Below are 18,619 nucleotides of genomic sequence, written 5' to 3'. Positions count from 1 at the left end.
CATACTTTAGTTTATAGATTGACTATAATTTTCTTCATTCCAAACGTTTGGCAAATGACTCATTGGCAAAGTTTTTCAATAATTTTTCAAACTCGTTTAAGCTTCAAGGATGAAATGTATGATAAGGCTGTCCGCTCCAATTAAAGCCTCTATGAAAAAAACTGCTACTGCATTGACTCTAGCTTGTAGTTTGTTGTCAGTAACTAGTATTTCTCAAACGCAGGCAGCCGATAATATTGATGTCAGTTTTCAAACAATATTACAGCAAGAACGTAGCTGGGCCGGACTGCAAAGTAAAAAATTAAAAGTAGGTGATATTACTTGGTCATATAGTGAAGGTGGTTCAACCACAAAACCGACCTTGTTACTTATTCATGGTTTAGGTGGCAGCCGCGACAATTGGAATCGCATGGCGCATTACTTAACTACGAATTACCACGTGATTATTCCGGACTTACCAGGTAGTGGCGAAACTATCGTTACGCAAGACTTCGATTATTCGGTTCCGAACCTTGCTGAAAAATTACGCCGCTTTGTTGAAGCTGCAAATTTGAAGGGGCCTATTCATATTGCGGGGCACTCACTTGGCGGCTCAATTGCCCTACTTTATGCGGGACAATATCCATTTGAAACTAAAAGTCTATTTTTAGTTGATAGCGGTGGTATTTTCCGTTCTGCCAACACAATTTATCTCAAAGATCCTACCTATCTAAAACAACTGTTAGTCTCTAAAAAAGGTGACTTTAACTATTTGTTAAAACAAACCATGTTTAATCCTCCGTTTATTCCTAAAGAGTTCTTACAAGCTCAAGAAAAATTGATGATTAATCAGGCACCTCAAACACAAAAACTAGTTGATCAATTGATTGCACTCAATAAAGTCTATACTCCAGATTCATTTGCTGTACTTACCAAAACGATCGACGCGCCTACACTTATTTTATGGGGCAAACAAGATAAGATTATTAATGTAGAAGTGGCGAGTGAACTCAAACGACTTTTAAAAAATGCACAACCGCCAGTTATTTTAGAAAATGTAGGTCATATGCCGATTTTGGAAGCTGAACAACTGGTCATTCAACAATACGTACCATTTTTACTTAAAGTAGAATCGAATCAGTCAGTAAAAACGGCAACACCTTAAATAAAACTCCGGACTTGTGAGACCTTATGTCTACCCAACCAATTATTGAAAAACTTATTGAAGCTCATCTAGATTTTTTAGATGAGCAATTTGTTCAGGCTCAGGTGATTCAACAAGAGTTTGAACAGTTTTACCATTGGTTGGGGAGTCGGCAATTACAACACCTTTGGACTTTTGAACAGATTCAACATCTCATTCAAAAGCAGATTTTAGATACCCCCGCTTCTGATTTTCTGATCGAACAAATTGCAGAGCATATACGCTTCGCCCTGATTCATCCTGCAAATGAGACGGCAACAGTTGAAGATGTTATTCCTGTTTTAACGATTGACCGCATTGCACAGTATGTTGCAAGTAAAGAAGAGCATCGTAAAAAACTGATTAAAACAATTGTAAATAATCCAGCTTTTTCAGCTCTTTTGACTCAGTTGATTCAACAAACAATGCATGATTATTTAGATGAATCAATGTCAAAACGCGTGCCAGGTGTAGGACGCTTCATGAAAATGGGTAAATCAGTATTAGAAACAGTGACCGATTCTAATCTGGACGATACCATTAACCATTATTTGCAAAAGAATATTTTAAAACTTAGCCAAATGAGTGAGCGCGTTTTAAACCAACATTTTGACAATGATAAGCTCTATCATTTTCAGGCAAATGTTTGGCACAAAGTTAAAACTATGCCACTTGCTGTTTTAAAAAATTATGTAGAAGTTCAAGATTTAACAAAAACTGTAGGTCTAGGGCATGAAATCTGGGACCACATTCGTCAAACCGATTATCTAAAACAGCAAGTCCACGATGGTATCTATACTTGGTATGTCCGTAATCAGGAACGTAGTTTTGACTTACTACTCCGTGACCTCAATATTGATGAAAGTTTGGTGAAGCATGAACTCACCGACTTGCTTGTACCCGTATTACAACAACTCGTTACAACAGGACATTTAAGACGCCGTGCCCGTGTGTATTTAGAGAAGTTTTATTATTCTGAAAAAGCTTTAGATATTTTAAATAACAAAGGCGCTTGAAGCGCCTTTGTTACTTTTATTGATTAGAAAGAATATTTTAAAGAAGCGTAATAAGCTCGACCTGGCTCATTATAAGTTTGGCTAATAGAATTACTGTCTCTTAAAATTTGTTTATCAAATAGATTACTTACACCAACGCGTGTACTTATATTGTCTGAAAATTTATAACCGACATTAATTCCAGCAATACTATAGCTTTTTACAGTACTTGGCTTAAGCGCAGAATTCGCACCTCCTGAACCTATACCAGATTCAAGTCTATTTTCTGCAAACTGGCGTGATTTTTGACGACCATATTGAGTAAATACAAAATTTACATCTAACTGATCCGTAATGTCATAATCAAAAATTGAGTTAATCGTATAGTTTGGTACTAAAGATAATGGGTTCCCTGTTTGTTTATCTTTCGAGTCCATCATATAAGTAAAGTTGTTAGTCCAGCGGATATCACCAAAGTCTAATCCTAAGCTTCCCTCAAAACCTTGAATTAGAGCTTTAGGCGTATTTTCCCAACGCAGAATATTCCACTTCGTATTCGTCACAGCTCCTGTATTTGCATTGGTACTTGAACCATCAACTGTTCCGACAACATTTGTACCAGCCACAATTTTATCTTTATAGTCATTACGGAACCAAGTTAAGCTCGCATTCACAATATCTTTTTGGAACTGAATACCGAGCTCTTTGTTTACCGATGTTTCAGGTTTTAAATCGCCATTACCTTGTAACAAACAACGTGACTCAATATTGGCTGGACAACCATTACCATTTGTACTTAATAAATACCCTTCGGCATTTTGATACATATTTGGTGCTTTATAAGCTTTTGCTACCCCACCTTTTAAAGTGAAATAATCGTTAAGTCTTTGGGTAATATTTAAGCTTGGGCTCCAGTTAGAACCAGATTTACTATGGTCATCAAAACGTAAGCCTAATACAACATCTGTGCTGTCTGTAACTTTCAGGTTATCTTCAATATATGCAGAAGCAATACGTGATTCCATTTTACTACGATCACCTTTCGCCAATTGATCGCCATAACCTGAACCACTGCTGTCTTTACCTTGATTTGTCGAGACATTATCTTTAAATCTGTCTTCAACCCATTCCGTACCTACAGTTAATACTTGGGGTACATAGTATTCGAAAGGAATATTAGCCTCACCGTTAAAGCGAAGAGTTTCTAAACGTGAGGTGGCTTTATCATCAAGGTTATTAATTTTTCCTTCTACACTCCCCGCCAAGCCTTCGGGTAGACGTTTGTTATGCGTTTTATCATATTGAGCAACGAGTTTACTCTTACCCCAAGACCAATCGCCCTCGTGCGTTACCGCATAGCTATCACGATACATGGTATTGGTTTCTTTACCGATGAGCTGCGAAAGAATCGCATCTGCTTCTGCGTTTGCATTTAACTGAGAGTCACCAGAATAAATATTACCTTGTTTGCTAGAAGAAACATCGAACAAGACAGTTTGTTGGTCTGTTGCCTGCCAAGCTAAACGGCCTGAAATATCTTTATTTTTAACACCTTCACGGCCAGCTGCTGTACTGCCAATAGATTTATTAATATCAACATCGTCAGCTTCCGTTTTATTGTAATTACCATATAAACGATAAGACAAAACGTCTTTAATTAATGGCCCACTTACATTAAAACCAACACGATTTGATGAACCTTCTTTGGAGTCTTCAGGCTGTGAAGTATAAAACTCTACTGAACCATGAGTTTCATTAGTTACTTTTTTAGTAATGATGTTAACCACACCACCAGCAGCACCTGAGCCATATCGAGCAGCTGCTGGTCCGCGTAAAACTTCGATCGACTCGATTGCTTCTGCTGGTACCCAGTTTGAGTCGCCTCGTGTATCACGCTCTCCTTTCCAGCCATAACGGACTGAGTTACGAGAGTTAATTGGTTTACCGTCCACTAAAATAAGTGTGTTTTCAGGCCCCATTCCACGAATATCAATTTGTCTATTATTACCACGCTGCCCTGTTGCGCTATTGCCTGTCAGGTTGACACCTGGCATACGACGTACATAGTCAGAAATATCATTACGAACTGGTAGTTTTTCTAAATCTTCTTTGGTAATAACCGATACACCAAGCGATTGCTTCACTTGCTCTTCCGCTGTTACGAAAATTGTTTCCAATTTCACAGGTTCAGCAGGCTTTTCTAATGTTTGTTCAGCTTGTTCTTGCTCATTTTGTGCGGCAAAAGCCATAGACATCATACTTGCCAGTACTGAAACAGAAAGCACTGACTGGATAATACGCTTCGACATAAGTATTCCCAATATATTGATTTATTAAACATCTCTCATTTTCTGTTTCGCATTGTAACAAAGATAAATAAAATTACAAATGATATTGATAATAATTATCATTATTCATATTGAGTAATAAAAAAACCTCATTTCGAGGCTTTTTTATTTCACTTTTCAAATAATTTAATTATTTGAAATAAGCACCTTCTGCTTGCGTATGGTCTGTTTGGTCAACTACACGTTGTAGTTCAGGAATGTGCTCTCTTAATGTTGTTTCTACACCTTGTTTCAAGGTTACATCAATTGCAGAACAACCTTGGCAACCACCACCGAACTTCAATACAGCAGTTAAGCCATGTTCAGGATCATCTTGCACTTCAACTAAGCTACAGTTACCGCCGTGTCCTGCAAGACCTGGATTAATTTCCGCTTGAAGTACATAAGTAATACGCTCTTCAATTGATGCATCTGGCCCTACACGCGGCACTTTAGAGTTTGGTGCACGGAAAGTTAGCTGACCACCGAAACGATCTTTGTTGTAGTCAATAACAGCGTCTAAAAGATATGGAATAGACGGCGCATCAATGTATGCAGGGAAATCAGGATAGTCCTGTTTATAGTCCGTTGGCACCACTTCTTCTGGTGCACTATATGCCATACAGCACTCTGCACGTGGTGTACCCGGATGTTCAACAAAAATTCGAACGCCAATTCCCGGAGTATTTTGCTTCGCCAATAATTCGTGCAAATACTCTTGTGCAGATGGTGTAATCAAAAGGTTCGGAATTTCTTCTGCAACAGCAGTGTTGGTGTTCTCAGTCGACATAACAATATTCCTCAAGCTGATGCCTTTATATTAACCGAAGATGAGGTGGATTTAAAAAAAATCAACTAAATTTGTCGGATTTATACACAACGGGGTTTCAAGTTGTATTTTTAATGGCATTATTGACCTCAGTATCGATCATTTTTTAAATATTTCTTATGTTGCATTTGCCGTTTAACCATACCATTACCCTTATTATTATTACGGTCATTATCTCTTTACTTGCTTTTAGCAATCAAAACGTTATGAACCGCCTAATCTTTTGGCCGCCTGCGATGCAACGTGGACAATTTGATCGCTTCATCACACATGGCTTTATTCACGCAGATGGTACTCATTTACTCTTTAATATGATTACCCTGTTTTTCTTTGGTAGCATCATTGAAAGTTTTTATCGCCAATATTTCTACGACATGGGCTTTGTCTTGTTCTATTTGGGCGGGTTAATTTTTGCGATTTTACCAAGCTATCTACAACATAAAAATGATGCAAACTGGGCAAGTCTTGGAGCTTCAGGGGCAGTATCTGCTGTTCTATTTGCCTATATCCTGTTTCAGCCATGGAAACTTATTTTTGTATTTTTTATTCCAGTACCCGCTATTATTTTTGCAGTTCTCTATGTTGCTTATAGCATTTGGGCAGGTAAACGTGGCAATACACATATTAATCATAGTGCCCATTTATGGGGAGCAGCTTACGGCGTAATTGTAACAATTTTGATTGAACCGCGAGTGATTCCACATTTCTTAGATCAGCTTACCCGCTTACCGTTTTAAACTTAATATTTTTGAAAAGCCCGATATGGGCTTTTCTTTTTTTCTCATTTATTTATCACGATAAATTCTCAGATATTTTTCTGATTTTCTTTGATCAATTCCTTGTTTTGATTGCAAAAACCATCTGATTAAACTCAAGCACAATTCTTTTAATAATTCAGATGATACAATGAAGTACAAAGCTCTTTTATCTAGTCTTTCAATTGCATTATTTAGCTTATCTTTAGCTGGCTGTAACGATAATGATTCACAAGAAACCACGGTAAGTACTCCAAAGCAGCCCAATATTTTATTTATTATGGCCGATGACTTAGGCTATTCAGATTTAGGAGCATTTGGTGGTGAAATTCATACGCCTAATATTGATAGTTTGGCGCAAGAAGGTCGACTTTTAACGGATTATCATACTGCACCCACTTGTTCCCCTACTCGCTCGCAGCTTATTTCAGGAACTGATCATCACCTAGCAGGCATAGGTGCTATGGCAGAGCTTACACCAGACCATTTAAAAGGCCAACCAGGTTACGAAGGCTATTTAAATGAACGCTCTTTATCAATTGCGCAGGTGCTCAAAGACAATGGTTATCGGACATATATTAGTGGTAAATGGCATTTGGGGCTAACCCCTGAAACCAACGCACATGCCAAAGGTTTTGATCATTCATTTACCTTATTACAAGGTTTAGACCATCACTTTAAACAAGCTCCAAGCGCGTTTAAACGAAATTCAACCTATACCGAAGATGGGCAAATTATTCCAATTTCAGCATTACCTGATGACTTTTTCTCGACCAATTATTTTACCGATAAATTGCTGAGCTATTTAGAGTCAGGTAAAAATAGCGGTAAGCCATTCTTTGCTTATGCTGCCTATACAGCACCTCACTGGCCTATACAGGCTCCAGCAGAATACCGTGAAAAATATCGTGGCGTTTACGATGTCGGTTATGACGCCATTAGAAAAGCACGTATAGCACGTCAAAAACAGCTTGGAATTATTCCAGCAAATTTTGAAGCAGCAGAACCAATCGCCACTCAAAATGCACCACAAAAATATGGAAAATGGGAGGAGTTAACAGCTGAGCAGAAAGCACTTGAAGCCCGTAAAATGGAAATCTACGCAGGTATGGTAGAAAATCTTGATGCAAATGTAGGCCGAATTATCCAATACCTAAAACAAAATAATCTTTATGAAAATACTTTAATTTTCTTTGTTTCTGACAATGGTGCAGAAGGTTTCATTCGTGGTGGGTATGGCAGTGAATCTGGTTTTGATAACTCTGTAGCAAACGTAGGCACCCCTACTTCTTACCACTATATTGGACCACGTTGGGCTGAAGTCAGCGCGGCACCTTTTCATTTATGGAAAGATACAGCTGGCGAAGGTGCAACTACAGCTCCTGCTATTGTGAAATTACCAAATCAGAAAAAAGCTGAAGAAACCAATCATAGCTTCGCATCTGTACTCGATGTTTTTCCAACATTATTAGATTATGCCCATATTCCGGTACCTCAAGGACAATATAAAGGCCGAACCATTAATACACCAAGTGGTTACTCTTGGAAGTCTGTACTTGAAAATAAATCACAAACTATCCGTCCAGCTAATTTCAGCTTTGCCGATGAATTACACGGTAGTAAATATGCTAAACAAGGCGAATGGAAAATTGCACTTCAAGGACGCCCTGAATTAGGATCAGGTTCTTGGGAACTCTATAACATTGCTACTGATCGTGGTGAAAATCATAATGTTGCGCAGCTTTACCCTGCAAAAGTACAAGAGTTGCTCTCGGTTTATCAAAAATACACCGAACAAAATGGCGTACAGGAATATAACGCCAAATGAAATTGAAACTGGTTCTAAGCACTACAATCAGCCTGTTATTCATCACAGGCTGTAGTAAGTCTGAACATAGCTCTGACACAAAAACAGTTTTACCAAAGCAAGCCACCTCATCGGCTGCTTTGGGTTCTATCGAACAGTGTAAAAGCTATACAGGGCTTCCTACAAACTGGCTTAAAAATAAAACCGCAGGTATGGTATTCATACCAGATGGACAATTTAATTTTGGTTCTGAAAAAGCTTATCCAGATGAACTTAACTTTGGGAAAAAACAACGGGAAGTTAAAGGTTTCTGGATTGATCAAACTGAAGTCACTGTTGCTCAATTCGCAAGTTTTGTGAAGGCAACTGGTTATATTACCGATGCTGAAAAACAAAAACAGGCTGCTGTTTTTACTCCAGATCCACGTCATCCCCAACAATGGTGGCAACTCAAATCAGGATATACATGGAAAACTCCAAATGGCAAAAATGGAGCTCTCCCTCATCCTCATGAGCCTGTAAGATACGTAACGAAAAATGATGCTGAACATTATGCAGTTTGGCTAGGACGTGATTTACCAACAGAATTAGAATGGGAATACGCCGCTAAAGCAAACTCAAAAACTGACACACCTTTACACCAAGCACCTACCGATGAACATCAGCATCCACAAGCAAATTACTGGCAAGGCACATTCCCTTTTGAAAATTTGAATCACGACCATTTTACTGGTGTTGCTCCTGTCGGCTGTTTTAAATCCAACGGCTTTAAGCTATTCGATATGATTGGAAATGTTTGGGAATGGACATCCTCTCCCTATCAAGGTGCGCATGATCAACATATGGGTAATTATTCTGATTTAAGACAAAAAGAAATGAGCAGCACTCAATATGTGATTAAAGGGGGCTCATTTTTGTGTGCTGAAAATTACTGTTCACGTTACCGTAATAGTAGTCGCTACCCACAAGATTTTGATTTAGCCGCTACTCATGTAGGTTTTCGTACAATTTTACGTACGCCTTAATCGCTAAAAAAACTAGTTTAGAGTGTTGATATTTCTTAACCAAAAATAGATCGAAAAACAATCTAATAATTTCTATAGTAAATAGTAAAAGGGAGAATGATAAAAAGAGAGAACAATATGATGAAAAAATTTCTAGTTTGTGCAGCAGCAATTTTCACACTATCACTATCGGCTTGTGCAGTTTATACCCCTGCTGGCAGTGTAGTAGTTGATCCGGATTCGCCTTATCACAATCATCCAGGAGATTTTTGTCCACCAGGTCAGGCCAAGAAAGGTCGTTGTTAAAAGTTTAGATAGACTATAAGCAAATTAATCTGACTATTTAGAAAGATGATTTACAGCTTATGTATAGGGCTTCACCCAAAATTAGATGGGGCGAAACTAGAAAATTATGGTGTAAAAAAATCACCATATCCCCAAGATTTTTAAAAGACAATCTTACGTTGTCTTCCATCTAGTTTCACCCCAATTCTTTCTTATTCCGTTTGACTTTTCTTATCGTTTAATAAAAAAGTCTAGTTTTTTACTCATCATCGTATCTTTTTTATTGATACATTTTGAACATTTTATCTTCAGCTTAGATCTGATGAATTCGCTCTATACAAAATAATCATTTATGTAACGTAAGTCTATAAAAATGTTCTAGAAATGTGAAAAAAAATGAAGTTAAAATGAGATCAAATTATCATAAAAATTCACTCAAACTACCTTCATCACAAAAATAATTTAATTTTCATTTTGTCAGTTATTGCCACTCGTTTCTTTTAATTGGCATAGATAATGTATACACCTGTATATTAATACTACCGTCCAAGTGAGATATTTTATGTCCAGCCAGAGTCCAGACGAAGGTCTACAATTTCCGATACACGCTTCAACAAAAAAACAAAGTACTTCTCGCACAGGCCAAGAGATTTTGTCAGAAGCTTTATCTATTGTAGATAATAAAACTGCTCAACAGATTTTGACTGAAAAAAACTGGCGGAAAAACTATCCAAGATACTTTAAATCACTTGTTCAACATGGGCTTTCTAATAGCAATAACCCGATTACTATCGCCAAACAGGGCTTACATAAGGCTCATCATCTTTTTGACTATTTCCGCGATGGTAAACACTATCTTTTAAAAGATGCTCTGCACATCCCTACCACTAAGCCTTTAAATACAGTTAAATTTAAAGGTGAAAGTGAAGCTGCACCAGAATGGTATGTTCCATATAAAGGCCAAAAACTTAGCGGGCAAAGCTTACTTGATCAAATTCAAAAATGGGAAAATGCAGGTATTATTGAACCAAGCCATGCCAAGGCTTTACGTGAAGCTGCCGCTCATCCAGAATGGTTTGATTTATCTGATCGAACCATGGTTCTGTTTGGTGCGGCTTCAGAAGCTGGTCCTTTACCTTGGCTAGCAAAGTGGAAAGCGAATATTGTTGCAATTGATTTACCGAACCCACGAGTTTGGGGGAAAATTTTAAATACAATTCAGCAAGGAAACGCAACGCTGATTGCACCTACAATTGAATCAGTTGACTCAACAGCAAAAGCTTCTGAATTAAGAGATAAATTAGGTGCCAATTTACTGACTCAACTACCAGAAATTGCACAGTGGTTAGTTCAATTTCCTCAAAAATTAGATTTAGCTGCTATTGCTTATCTAGATGGTGAAAAACATGTCCGCGTCTCAATGGCCATGGACAGTATTATGCAATATGTGAGTGAACATAAACCTGATACAAGCTTAATGTTTATGTGTACTCCAACCGATGTTTACGCAGTACCTAAAGAAGTTGCAGAGGCAGCTCAAGAGAAATTTAAATCTCGTTCACAACTACAAAAAATGGCTGCAAAAGGTATCTCTACACTATCGCTCAAACGTTTTTTCCAAGCACCTTATCAAGACTTGATTACCAGCGAAAATGGCAAAACTTATGGTATTGCAGACTGCTTGGTAGTTGAACAAGGGCCAAACTACGCATTAGCTAAACGTATTCAACAATGGCGAGCAACACTTGCCCGTCATCAAGGCCAACGCGTGAGTATTAATATTGCTCCATCTACGACAACTCATTCGGTCACAAAAAATCCACTCCTTAAGGCCGCTTTTAACGGTGCGGAACTTTTTGATGTAGAAGCGTTTAGTCCAGAAACCACAAATGCCATTATGGCGGCACTCTGGATCCATGACTTAAGAAATGAATCTTCTGTCGCAAATCCTGAAACTGTGCTTGACCATCCTCTAGAGTTGATGATGGAAGGTGCCAACCATGGCGGTCTATGGCGTGTGGCTTATTTAGCCCGTACAGCCCTTCCTTTTGCTGCAATCTATGGTTTTGCGGCCGAAAAGCTTCCATTTAAGAAATTTTCTAAAAAATAATGAGGTTAAAAGCCCAATTCTAAAATTGGGCTTTTTTTGTGCAATTATTTGTTTTGACTATGTGTTAAATACTTTTGCATTTCATCAGGTGGAACCATACCACCACCAGTCGCCCATACCACATGTGTCGCATGCTGTAACTTTTCAGCTGACAATTGATGCAAGGCCAAATAATCACGAGTAGTTTGCACATAATATGGCCCCATCATGCCTGCCGCTGCCGAGGGCTCAACTTGGATATTCTCAGTTTGATTTAAAAGCGCAATCAGCTCATATAAACACTCATCATGAATGGTGTAGTAACCGTCAATTAACTGCTGCATAGCACGGCCGACAAAACCAGAAGCACGGCCAACAGCCAATCCATCTGCAGCAGTAATGTTATCTAAACCAATATCGTTTACTGAAATCTGATCATGCAACCCTGTATAAACACCTAGTAACATACATGGAGAGTGAGTCGGTTCTGCAAATATACAATGTACATGCTCACCAAAAGCGAGTTTTAACCCAAAACTCACTCCACCAGGGCCACCACCGACACCACATGGCAAATAAACAAATAATGGGTGTTCTGCATCGACTTTAATCTGTTTTTGCTCACACTGTTGTTTTAAGCGTATTCCTGCTACTGCATAACCTAAAAATAAAGTCGTCGAATTCTCATCATCAATAAAAAAACAATTTGGATCTTGTTCTGCTGCTTTACGTCCCTGCTCTACAGCGACACCATAATCACTGGCGTATTCCACAACATTGACACCTAATGAACGCAGTTTATCTTTCTTCCACTGTCTTGCATCGGCAGACATATGCACGGTCACTCTAAAACCGAGCTTCGCGCTCATAATACCGATTGATAAACCAAGATTACCTGTAGAACCTACTGCAATTTGATATTTGGAAAAAAATGCTCGAAATGCATCTTGGTCAAGTTGACTATAATCATCATCTAACTTGAGAAACCCTGCCTCAATTGCTAACTTTTCAGCATGAGCCAAGACTTCATAAATTCCACCACGTGCCTTGATTGAACCCGAAATAGGTAAATGACTATCTTTTTTAAGCCAAAGCTTTCCAGTAAGCTTCTGTTGTTTTTCTACAGATAAGGCTTGTTGCATATCTGCAATTTCAACTAGTTCTGATTCAATTTTTCCATGTAGTGCTTGAGTTTCTGGAAATACTTTTGCTAAGTAAGGTGCAAAACGTTCTAGCCTTGCTTCGGCATCTTTTACATCTTGCTCTGTCAGTCCTACTTTCATGAGAGCTTCTTTTAAAGGATAACGGTTCGGATTAAACCAAAATGTTTCTTGGTAATCTTGTAATGTTTGAATGAGTGGGAATTGTTGTTTGAGTTGATCGAGTTGAACCGTTTTCATCCTATATCCTTTCATCAATTTTTGAGCTAGTCACCTAGCAATAAGTATTTGCAGTAATCATTCATTCTTTACTGAGTTTATTTGAAAAAAGCGATCTTTTTTTTAAATGTGACAATAAAAAAGCCACTAATAATAGTGGCTTTTTAGATTTAAGCAGACAACTTAAATGAACTTTAAGAACAACCAATATAAACCACCTGACAAACAGATGGTCGCAGGTAAAGTAAATATCCAAGCTGACAAAATTGTCTTAATGGTATTAAAGTTTAGACCTGATTTATTTGCAACCATGGTACCCGCAACAGCACTGTTTAAAACATGAGTAGTTGAAACTGGCATACCTAAACCATCTGCTGCTGCAATAGTACTCATTGCAATAAGCTCAGCAGACATACCTTGACCATAAGTCATATGGTTCTTACCAATACGCTCACCTACAGTCACCACAATACGTTTCCAACCAACCATAGTGCCAAGACCAAGCGCTAATGCAACCGCAACTTTCACCCAGTTTGGAATGTACTGTAAGAATGAATCCAAGCTACCGCGATAATCTTTCACAAGCTTTTTCTGTGAATCATCCATTTTTGGTAAAGCATCTGCTTTGTCCAAACGTTTAAACGTGGTTGTGCTTAAATACATATCATTACGAATTTCACTAATCGCAGCTTCAGGAATATCTTTTAAGTCGCTATAGCTAGAAACACGAGCACCTAAATGATCAGTCATACTTGCCAATGCAGGTACAACTTCAGGTGTCTGTTGCTTGGTTTGAATATATTTAGTTAAAACTTCACGCGCTTTTTCATCAGTCAATTCTTGCTGATTATGGTTTAACAAAACAGCAGTTTGAGAAGAAAGCTGGTGGAATGATTGAACCTGTTGTGTATCTAGGTTTTTATTTATTGAATAAGCTAACGGTACTAAACCAACCAAAATGAGCATGATGAGACCCATACCTTTTTGGCCGTCATTTGAACCGTGTGCAAAACTTACACCTGTACAGGTAAAGATTAAAATTGCACGAATGATTGCTGGTGGTGGCTTATTACCTTCAGGTGGCTGGAATAATTCTAATTGGCGTTTGAAAATAGTTTTAACCAACAAGAATAAGATTGCTGCAAAAGCAAAACCAATTAAAGGTGAAAATAATAATGCCTTACCTACTTTAATCACCTGGTCCATATCTACACCACTGGTCGTTACGCCAGTCGATGCACTCAATAGATGGTTCATAATACCCACACCCAAAATTGAACCAATCAAGGTGTGAGAGCTAGAAGCTGGGATTCCTAAGAACCAAGTACCAAGGTTCCAAAGAATTGCAGCGATTAACAATGCAAAAACCATTGCAAAGCCAGCACCGCTACCCATGTTCATGATAAGTTCAACAGGAAGCAATGCAATAATGCCATAAGCAACAGCACCACTTGCGACCATTACCCCAAGAAAATTACAAAAACCAGCCCACATGACTGCAACTGGTGCAGGCAATGCATTTGTATAAATGACCGTTGCAACTGCATTAGCAGTATCGTGGAAACCGTTTACAAATTCAAAGCCCAATGCAATGAAAAGTGCAGTAGATAAAAGAATAACCGAATAAAGGCTCAAAGGTGGAACATGCGCTAAATCAGCACTAACCTGAAACCCAATATAAATAAGTGTTGCAACAATAATCGTCAGAAACACCGGCATAAAAAATTTCGGTGTTGGGACGTGTACATTCGTCGATTTTGCTTGCAGGTTTGCCGCAAGTTTTGAATCCGAAACAGGGGGTAGATTAGAATTCATGCAGACGGTAAGAGGATAATAAAATCCTCTGTATTCTTAAATTAAATTATGACAATTATATGACAAAGAGCCGCCTGATGAAGTCAATTTTTTATATTTTGACCTCATTTGATGCACCTTTCCCCGATCATTTTTATTTTATTTTTAAAATACAATAACTTAATTCATTATTTATGAGCTCCTTTTGTGCTTATTTTTACAGCAAAAAAATAAATAAAATGGCCTATATGTCTATTTTTCATACAGAACAACTGTAATATTTCGGCATATTGAGCATGAAATATTTCAATATCATGATCATTTGATGAATATTTCATGAAAATTCTTTCGTTTTTGTCATAAAACACCCTCTTTTTTATTTTTTTACTTATTGTCTCATGACCTTCGTAGGTCATCATTTGTGCTGCTATTCTGTTACAATAGCGCCGCATTTTTAAATTCATATAAAAGATCGGGGTTTTCTATGTCTACGCTTGCCACCCTAAAAGCGCTTCTTGCTAAACGCATTCTGATTATTGATGGTGCTATGGGAACTATGATCCAGCGCCATAAATTAGAAGAAGCCGACTACCGTGGTGAGCGTTTTGCCGATTGGGCACATGACTTAAAGGGTAATAATGACCTTTTAGTTTTGACACAACCTCAAATTATTCAAGGCATTCATGAAGCTTATCTTGATGCTGGTGCAGATATTATTGAAACCAACAGCTTTAATGGCACGCGTGTTTCAATGTCTGACTATCACATGGAAGATCTTGTTCCAGAGATTAACCGTGAAGCAGCACGTTTAGCCAAAGCAGCTTGTGAAAAATATTCAACTCCAGAAAAACCACGTTTTGTTGCTGGTGTACTTGGGCCTACATCGCGTACTTGTTCAATTTCACCGAATGTAAATGACCCTGCTTTTCGTAACATTACCTTTGATGAGTTAAAAGAAAACTACATTGAAGCGACTCATGCACTGATTGAAGGCGGTGTAGATATCATTTTGATTGAAACCGTATTTGATACATTAAACTGTAAAGCAGCGATTTTTGCAGTCAAAGAAGTCTTTAAACAAATTGGTCGTGAATTACCAATTATGATTTCAGGGACAATTACCGATGCATCAGGTCGTACTTTAACGGGTCAGACTGCGGAAGCTTTCTGGAACTCTGTGCGCCATGGTGATTTGCTTTCAATCGGTTTTAACTGTGCCCTTGGTGCAGATGCTATGCGTCCTCACGTAAAAACCATTTCTGATGTCGCAGATACTTTCGTTTCAGCACACCCCAATGCGGGCTTACCAAACGCATTTGGTGGATATGACGAAACACCTGAGCAAACTGCAGCTTTCTTAAAAGAATTTGCTGAAAGCGGTTTAATTAATATTACTGGTGGTTGCTGTGGTACGACACCAGACCATATTCGCGCCATTGCCAATGCAGTCAAAGATATTGCACCTCGCCAAGTACCTGAAACCGTACCTGCTTGTCGCCTAAGTGGTTTAGAGCCATTTAATATTTATGATGACTCTCTCTTTGTAAACGTTGGTGAACGTACTAACGTTACCGGTTCTAAAAAATTCTTACGCCTCATTCGTGAAGAAAACTTTGCCGAAGCTTTAGAGGTTGCACAGCAACAAGTGGAAGCTGGCGCGCAAATTATTGACATTAACATGGATGAAGGGATGCTCGATTCGCAAAATGCGATGGTGCATTTCTTAAACCTTGTAGCATCAGAACCTGATATTTCACGTGTGCCAATCATGATTGACTCATCAAAATGGGAAATCATTGAAGCTGGCTTAAAATGCGTACAAGGTAAACCGGTTGTTAACTCCATTTCCTTAAAAGAAGGTTATGACGAGTTTGTCGAAAAAGCCCGCCTCTGCCGTCAATATGGTGCCGCAATTATTGTGATGGCCTTTGATGAAGCTGGACAAGCTGACACTGCTGAACGTAAACGCGAAATCTGTAAGCGCTCATACGATATTTTAGTGAATGAAGTAGGCTTCCCTGCTGAAGATATTATTTTTGACCCGAACGTGTTCGCAGTAGCAACTGGCATTGAGGAACATAACAACTACGCGGTCGATTTTATTGAAGCAACAGGTTGGATTAAACAGAACTTACCACATGCCATGATTTCTGGTGGTGTATCGAACGTTTCGTTCTCGTTCCGTGGTAATGAACCCGTTCGTGAAGCCATTCACTCGGTGTTCTTGTACCATGCCATTAAGCAAGGCATGACCATGGGTATTGTGAACGCTGGGCAAATGGCAATTTATGATGATATTCCAGCCGAGCTAAAAGAAGCTGTTGAAGATGTCATATTAAACCAAAACCAAGGTGAATCTGGTCAAGCTGCGACTGAGAAACTGCTTGAAGTAGCAGAAAAATACCGCGGACAAGGCGGCGCAGCTAAAGAAGCTGAAAACCTTGAATGGCGTAATGAGTCGGTTGAAAAACGTCTTGAATATGCACTAGTTAAAGGTATTACGACTTATATTGACCAAGACACCGAAGAAGCGCGCTTAAAATCTAAACGTCCTTTAGATGTGATTGAAGGACCGCTGATGGACGGTATGAACGTGGTTGGTGACTTGTTTGGTTCAGGCAAAATGTTCTTACCGCAGGTTGTGAAATCTGCCCGTGTAATGAAACAAGCTGTAGCATGGCTCAACCCCTACATTGAAGCTGAAAAGTCTGAAGGACAATCTAAAGGTAAAGTCCTCATGGCAACGGTAAAAGGCGACGTACACGATATTGGTAAGAATATTGTAGGCGTGGTACTTGGCTGTAATGGTTATGACATTGTTGACCTTGGTGTAATGGTACCTTGCGAGAAAATCTTACAAACCGCAATTGATGAAAAATGTGACATCATCGGGTTGTCTGGTCTGATCACTCCATCTTTAGATGAAATGGTATTTGTTGCGAAAGAAATGCAACGCAAAGGCTTTAACATTCCTCTATTAATTGGTGGTGCGACGACATCTAAAGCCCACACGGCAGTAAAAATTGACCCTCAGTATCAGAATGATGCAGTAATTTATGTTGCCGATGCTTCACGTGCTGTAGGTGTTGCTACAACCTTGCTTTCTAAAGACATGCGAGGTGCATTTATTGAAGAGCACCGTGCTGAATATGCCAAAATTCGTGAACGTTTAGCCAACAAACAACCAAAAGCGGCCAAACTGACTTATAAAGAGTCGGTTGAAAATGGTTTTAAAATTGATGAAAGCTACGTGCCACCAAAACCAAATCTTTTAGGAACACAAGTTTTAAAGAATTATCCGCTTGCAACACTCGTGGATTATTTTGACTGGACACCATTCTTTATTTCATGGAGCTTGGCAGGTAAATTCCCGAAAATTTTAGAAGATGAAGTGGTTGGTGAAGCTGCAACAGATTTGTACAATCAAGCTCAAGCAATGTTGAAAGATATTATCGACAATAACCGTTTTGATGCTCGTGCCGTATTCGGTATGTTCCCTGCTCAGCGCACTGATGCAGACACAGTGAGCGTATTTGATGAAGCGGGGCAAAATGTTACGCATACTTTTGAGCACTTACGCCAGCAATCTGACAAAGTGACAGGTAAACCAAACTTGTCTTTGGCAGATTACATCCGTGCTGATAGCGAGCAGCAGGACTACTTAGGCGGATTCACTGTATCGATTTTTGGTGCAGAAGAATTGGCAAATGAATACAAAGCCAAAGGTGATGATTACTCTGCAATTTTAGTTCAGTCACTAGCCGACCGTTTTGCAGAAGCTTTTGCCGAACACTTACATGAACGCATTCGTAAAGAGTTCTGGGGTTATAAAGCTGATGAACAGCTTAGTAATGAAGAACTGATTAAAGAGAAATATGTCGGTATTCGCCCTGCACCAGGTTACCCTGCTTGCCCTGAGCACTCTGAAAAAGCAGTATTGTTTGACTGGTTAGGTTCTACCGACAAAATTGGTACTAAACTGACTGAACACTTTGCAATGATGCCGCCATCTTCGGTAAGTGGTTTCTATTATTCTCATCCACAAAGTGAATACTTCAACGTAGGTAAAATCTCTCAAGACCAACTTGAAGATTATGCAAAACGTAAAGGTTGGACACTAGATGAAGCAAAGCGTTGGTTAGCGCCGAATTTAGATGACTCGATTGTTTAAGTTTAAATAGTAATAAAAAATC

13 protein-coding genes are annotated in these 18,619 nt (G+C 38.8%); 8 read left to right on the top strand and 5 right to left on the bottom strand.

Going from position 1 to position 18,619, the window contains the following annotated elements:
• Positions 1 to 118 precede the first annotated feature (118 nt).
• Positions 119 to 1,144, top strand: coding sequence for an alpha/beta fold hydrolase (locus tag CSB87_RS14630; RefSeq protein WP_004888237.1), 1,026 nt, complete (start codon positions 119 to 121; stop codon positions 1,142 to 1,144).
• Between the two features lie 26 nt (positions 1,145 to 1,170).
• Positions 1,171 to 2,178 (top strand): hypothetical protein, encoded by a 1,008-nt coding sequence (locus tag CSB87_RS14625; RefSeq protein ID WP_004888238.1) that lies wholly within the window; start codon positions 1,171 to 1,173, stop codon positions 2,176 to 2,178.
• Between the two features lie 23 nt (positions 2,179 to 2,201).
• Here CSB87_RS14625 and CSB87_RS14620 read toward each other — a convergent pair whose 3' ends face one another.
• Together CSB87_RS14620 and nfuA are read right to left on the bottom strand one after the other, a co-directional pair.
• Positions 2,202 to 4,466 (bottom strand): TonB-dependent siderophore receptor, encoded by a 2,265-nt coding sequence (locus CSB87_RS14620; RefSeq protein ID WP_004888239.1) that lies wholly within the window; start codon positions 4,464 to 4,466, stop codon positions 2,202 to 2,204.
• Between the two features lie 169 nt (positions 4,467 to 4,635).
• Positions 4,636 to 5,274, bottom strand: a complete 639-nt coding sequence (nfuA, locus tag CSB87_RS14615; protein WP_002054458.1) for a Fe-S biogenesis protein NfuA — start codon at positions 5,272 to 5,274, stop codon at positions 4,636 to 4,638.
• Between the two features lie 158 nt (positions 5,275 to 5,432).
• Here nfuA and CSB87_RS14610 point away from each other — a divergent pair, with 158 nt between their 5' ends.
• The 5 genes from CSB87_RS14610 to CSB87_RS14590 all read left to right on the top strand — a co-directional run bounded on the left by CSB87_RS14610 (position 5,433) and on the right by CSB87_RS14590 (position 11,274).
• On the top strand, positions 5,433 to 6,050 hold the full coding sequence (locus tag CSB87_RS14610) for a rhomboid family intramembrane serine protease (protein WP_004710083.1): 618 nt from the start codon (positions 5,433 to 5,435) through the stop codon (positions 6,048 to 6,050).
• Between the two features lie 169 nt (positions 6,051 to 6,219).
• Positions 6,220 to 7,896 (top strand): arylsulfatase, encoded by a 1,677-nt coding sequence (locus CSB87_RS14605; protein ID WP_006581217.1) that lies wholly within the window; start codon positions 6,220 to 6,222, stop codon positions 7,894 to 7,896.
• The gene (locus tag CSB87_RS14600) at positions 7,893 to 8,900 is read left to right on the top strand and encodes a formylglycine-generating enzyme family protein (RefSeq protein WP_004888241.1); all 1,008 of its coding nucleotides are present in this window, start codon (positions 7,893 to 7,895) and stop codon (positions 8,898 to 8,900) included. Before CSB87_RS14605 ends, CSB87_RS14600 begins: the two co-directional genes overlap by 4 nt.
• Before the next feature lie 120 nt (positions 8,901 to 9,020).
• A complete protein-coding gene (locus CSB87_RS14595) occupies positions 9,021 to 9,185 on the top strand; it encodes a hypothetical protein (protein WP_004710089.1) in 165 nt (54 codons plus the stop codon).
• Positions 9,186 to 9,726: 541 nt separating this feature from the next.
• The gene (locus CSB87_RS14590) at positions 9,727 to 11,274 is read left to right on the top strand and encodes a hypothetical protein (protein ID WP_004888242.1); all 1,548 of its coding nucleotides are present in this window, start codon (positions 9,727 to 9,729) and stop codon (positions 11,272 to 11,274) included.
• 44 nt (positions 11,275 to 11,318) lie between these two features.
• Here CSB87_RS14590 and CSB87_RS14585 read toward each other — a convergent pair whose 3' ends face one another.
• From CSB87_RS14585 to CSB87_RS14575, 3 genes are all read right to left on the bottom strand, one after another.
• Positions 11,319 to 12,653 (bottom strand): D-serine ammonia-lyase, encoded by a 1,335-nt coding sequence (locus CSB87_RS14585; protein ID WP_006582066.1) that lies wholly within the window; start codon positions 12,651 to 12,653, stop codon positions 11,319 to 11,321.
• A gap of 162 nt (positions 12,654 to 12,815) precedes the next feature.
• The gene (locus tag CSB87_RS14580; RefSeq protein ID WP_004710095.1) at positions 12,816 to 14,447 is read right to left on the bottom strand and encodes an inorganic phosphate transporter; all 1,632 of its coding nucleotides are present in this window, start codon (positions 14,445 to 14,447) and stop codon (positions 12,816 to 12,818) included.
• 167 nt (positions 14,448 to 14,614) lie between these two features.
• Positions 14,615 to 14,845 carry a hypothetical protein gene (locus tag CSB87_RS14575; protein ID WP_033845555.1) on the bottom strand — a complete coding sequence of 77 codons (231 nt, stop codon included), beginning with the start codon at positions 14,843 to 14,845 and terminating at the stop codon, positions 14,615 to 14,617.
• Between the two features lie 65 nt (positions 14,846 to 14,910).
• Here CSB87_RS14575 and metH point away from each other — a divergent pair, with 65 nt between their 5' ends.
• Positions 14,911 to 18,597 carry a methionine synthase gene (gene metH, locus CSB87_RS14570; RefSeq protein ID WP_006581215.1) on the top strand — a complete coding sequence of 1,229 codons (3,687 nt, stop codon included), beginning with the start codon at positions 14,911 to 14,913 and terminating at the stop codon, positions 18,595 to 18,597.
• Positions 18,598 to 18,619: the final 22 nt, after the last annotated feature.

Source organism: Acinetobacter sp. AR_0276 (assembly GCF_003000705.1).
Classification (GTDB): Bacteria; Pseudomonadota; Gammaproteobacteria; order Pseudomonadales; family Moraxellaceae; genus Acinetobacter; species Acinetobacter nosocomialis.
Note: the sequence above shows the minus strand (reverse complement) of the source record. Positions and strands in the feature narration are given on the sequence as shown.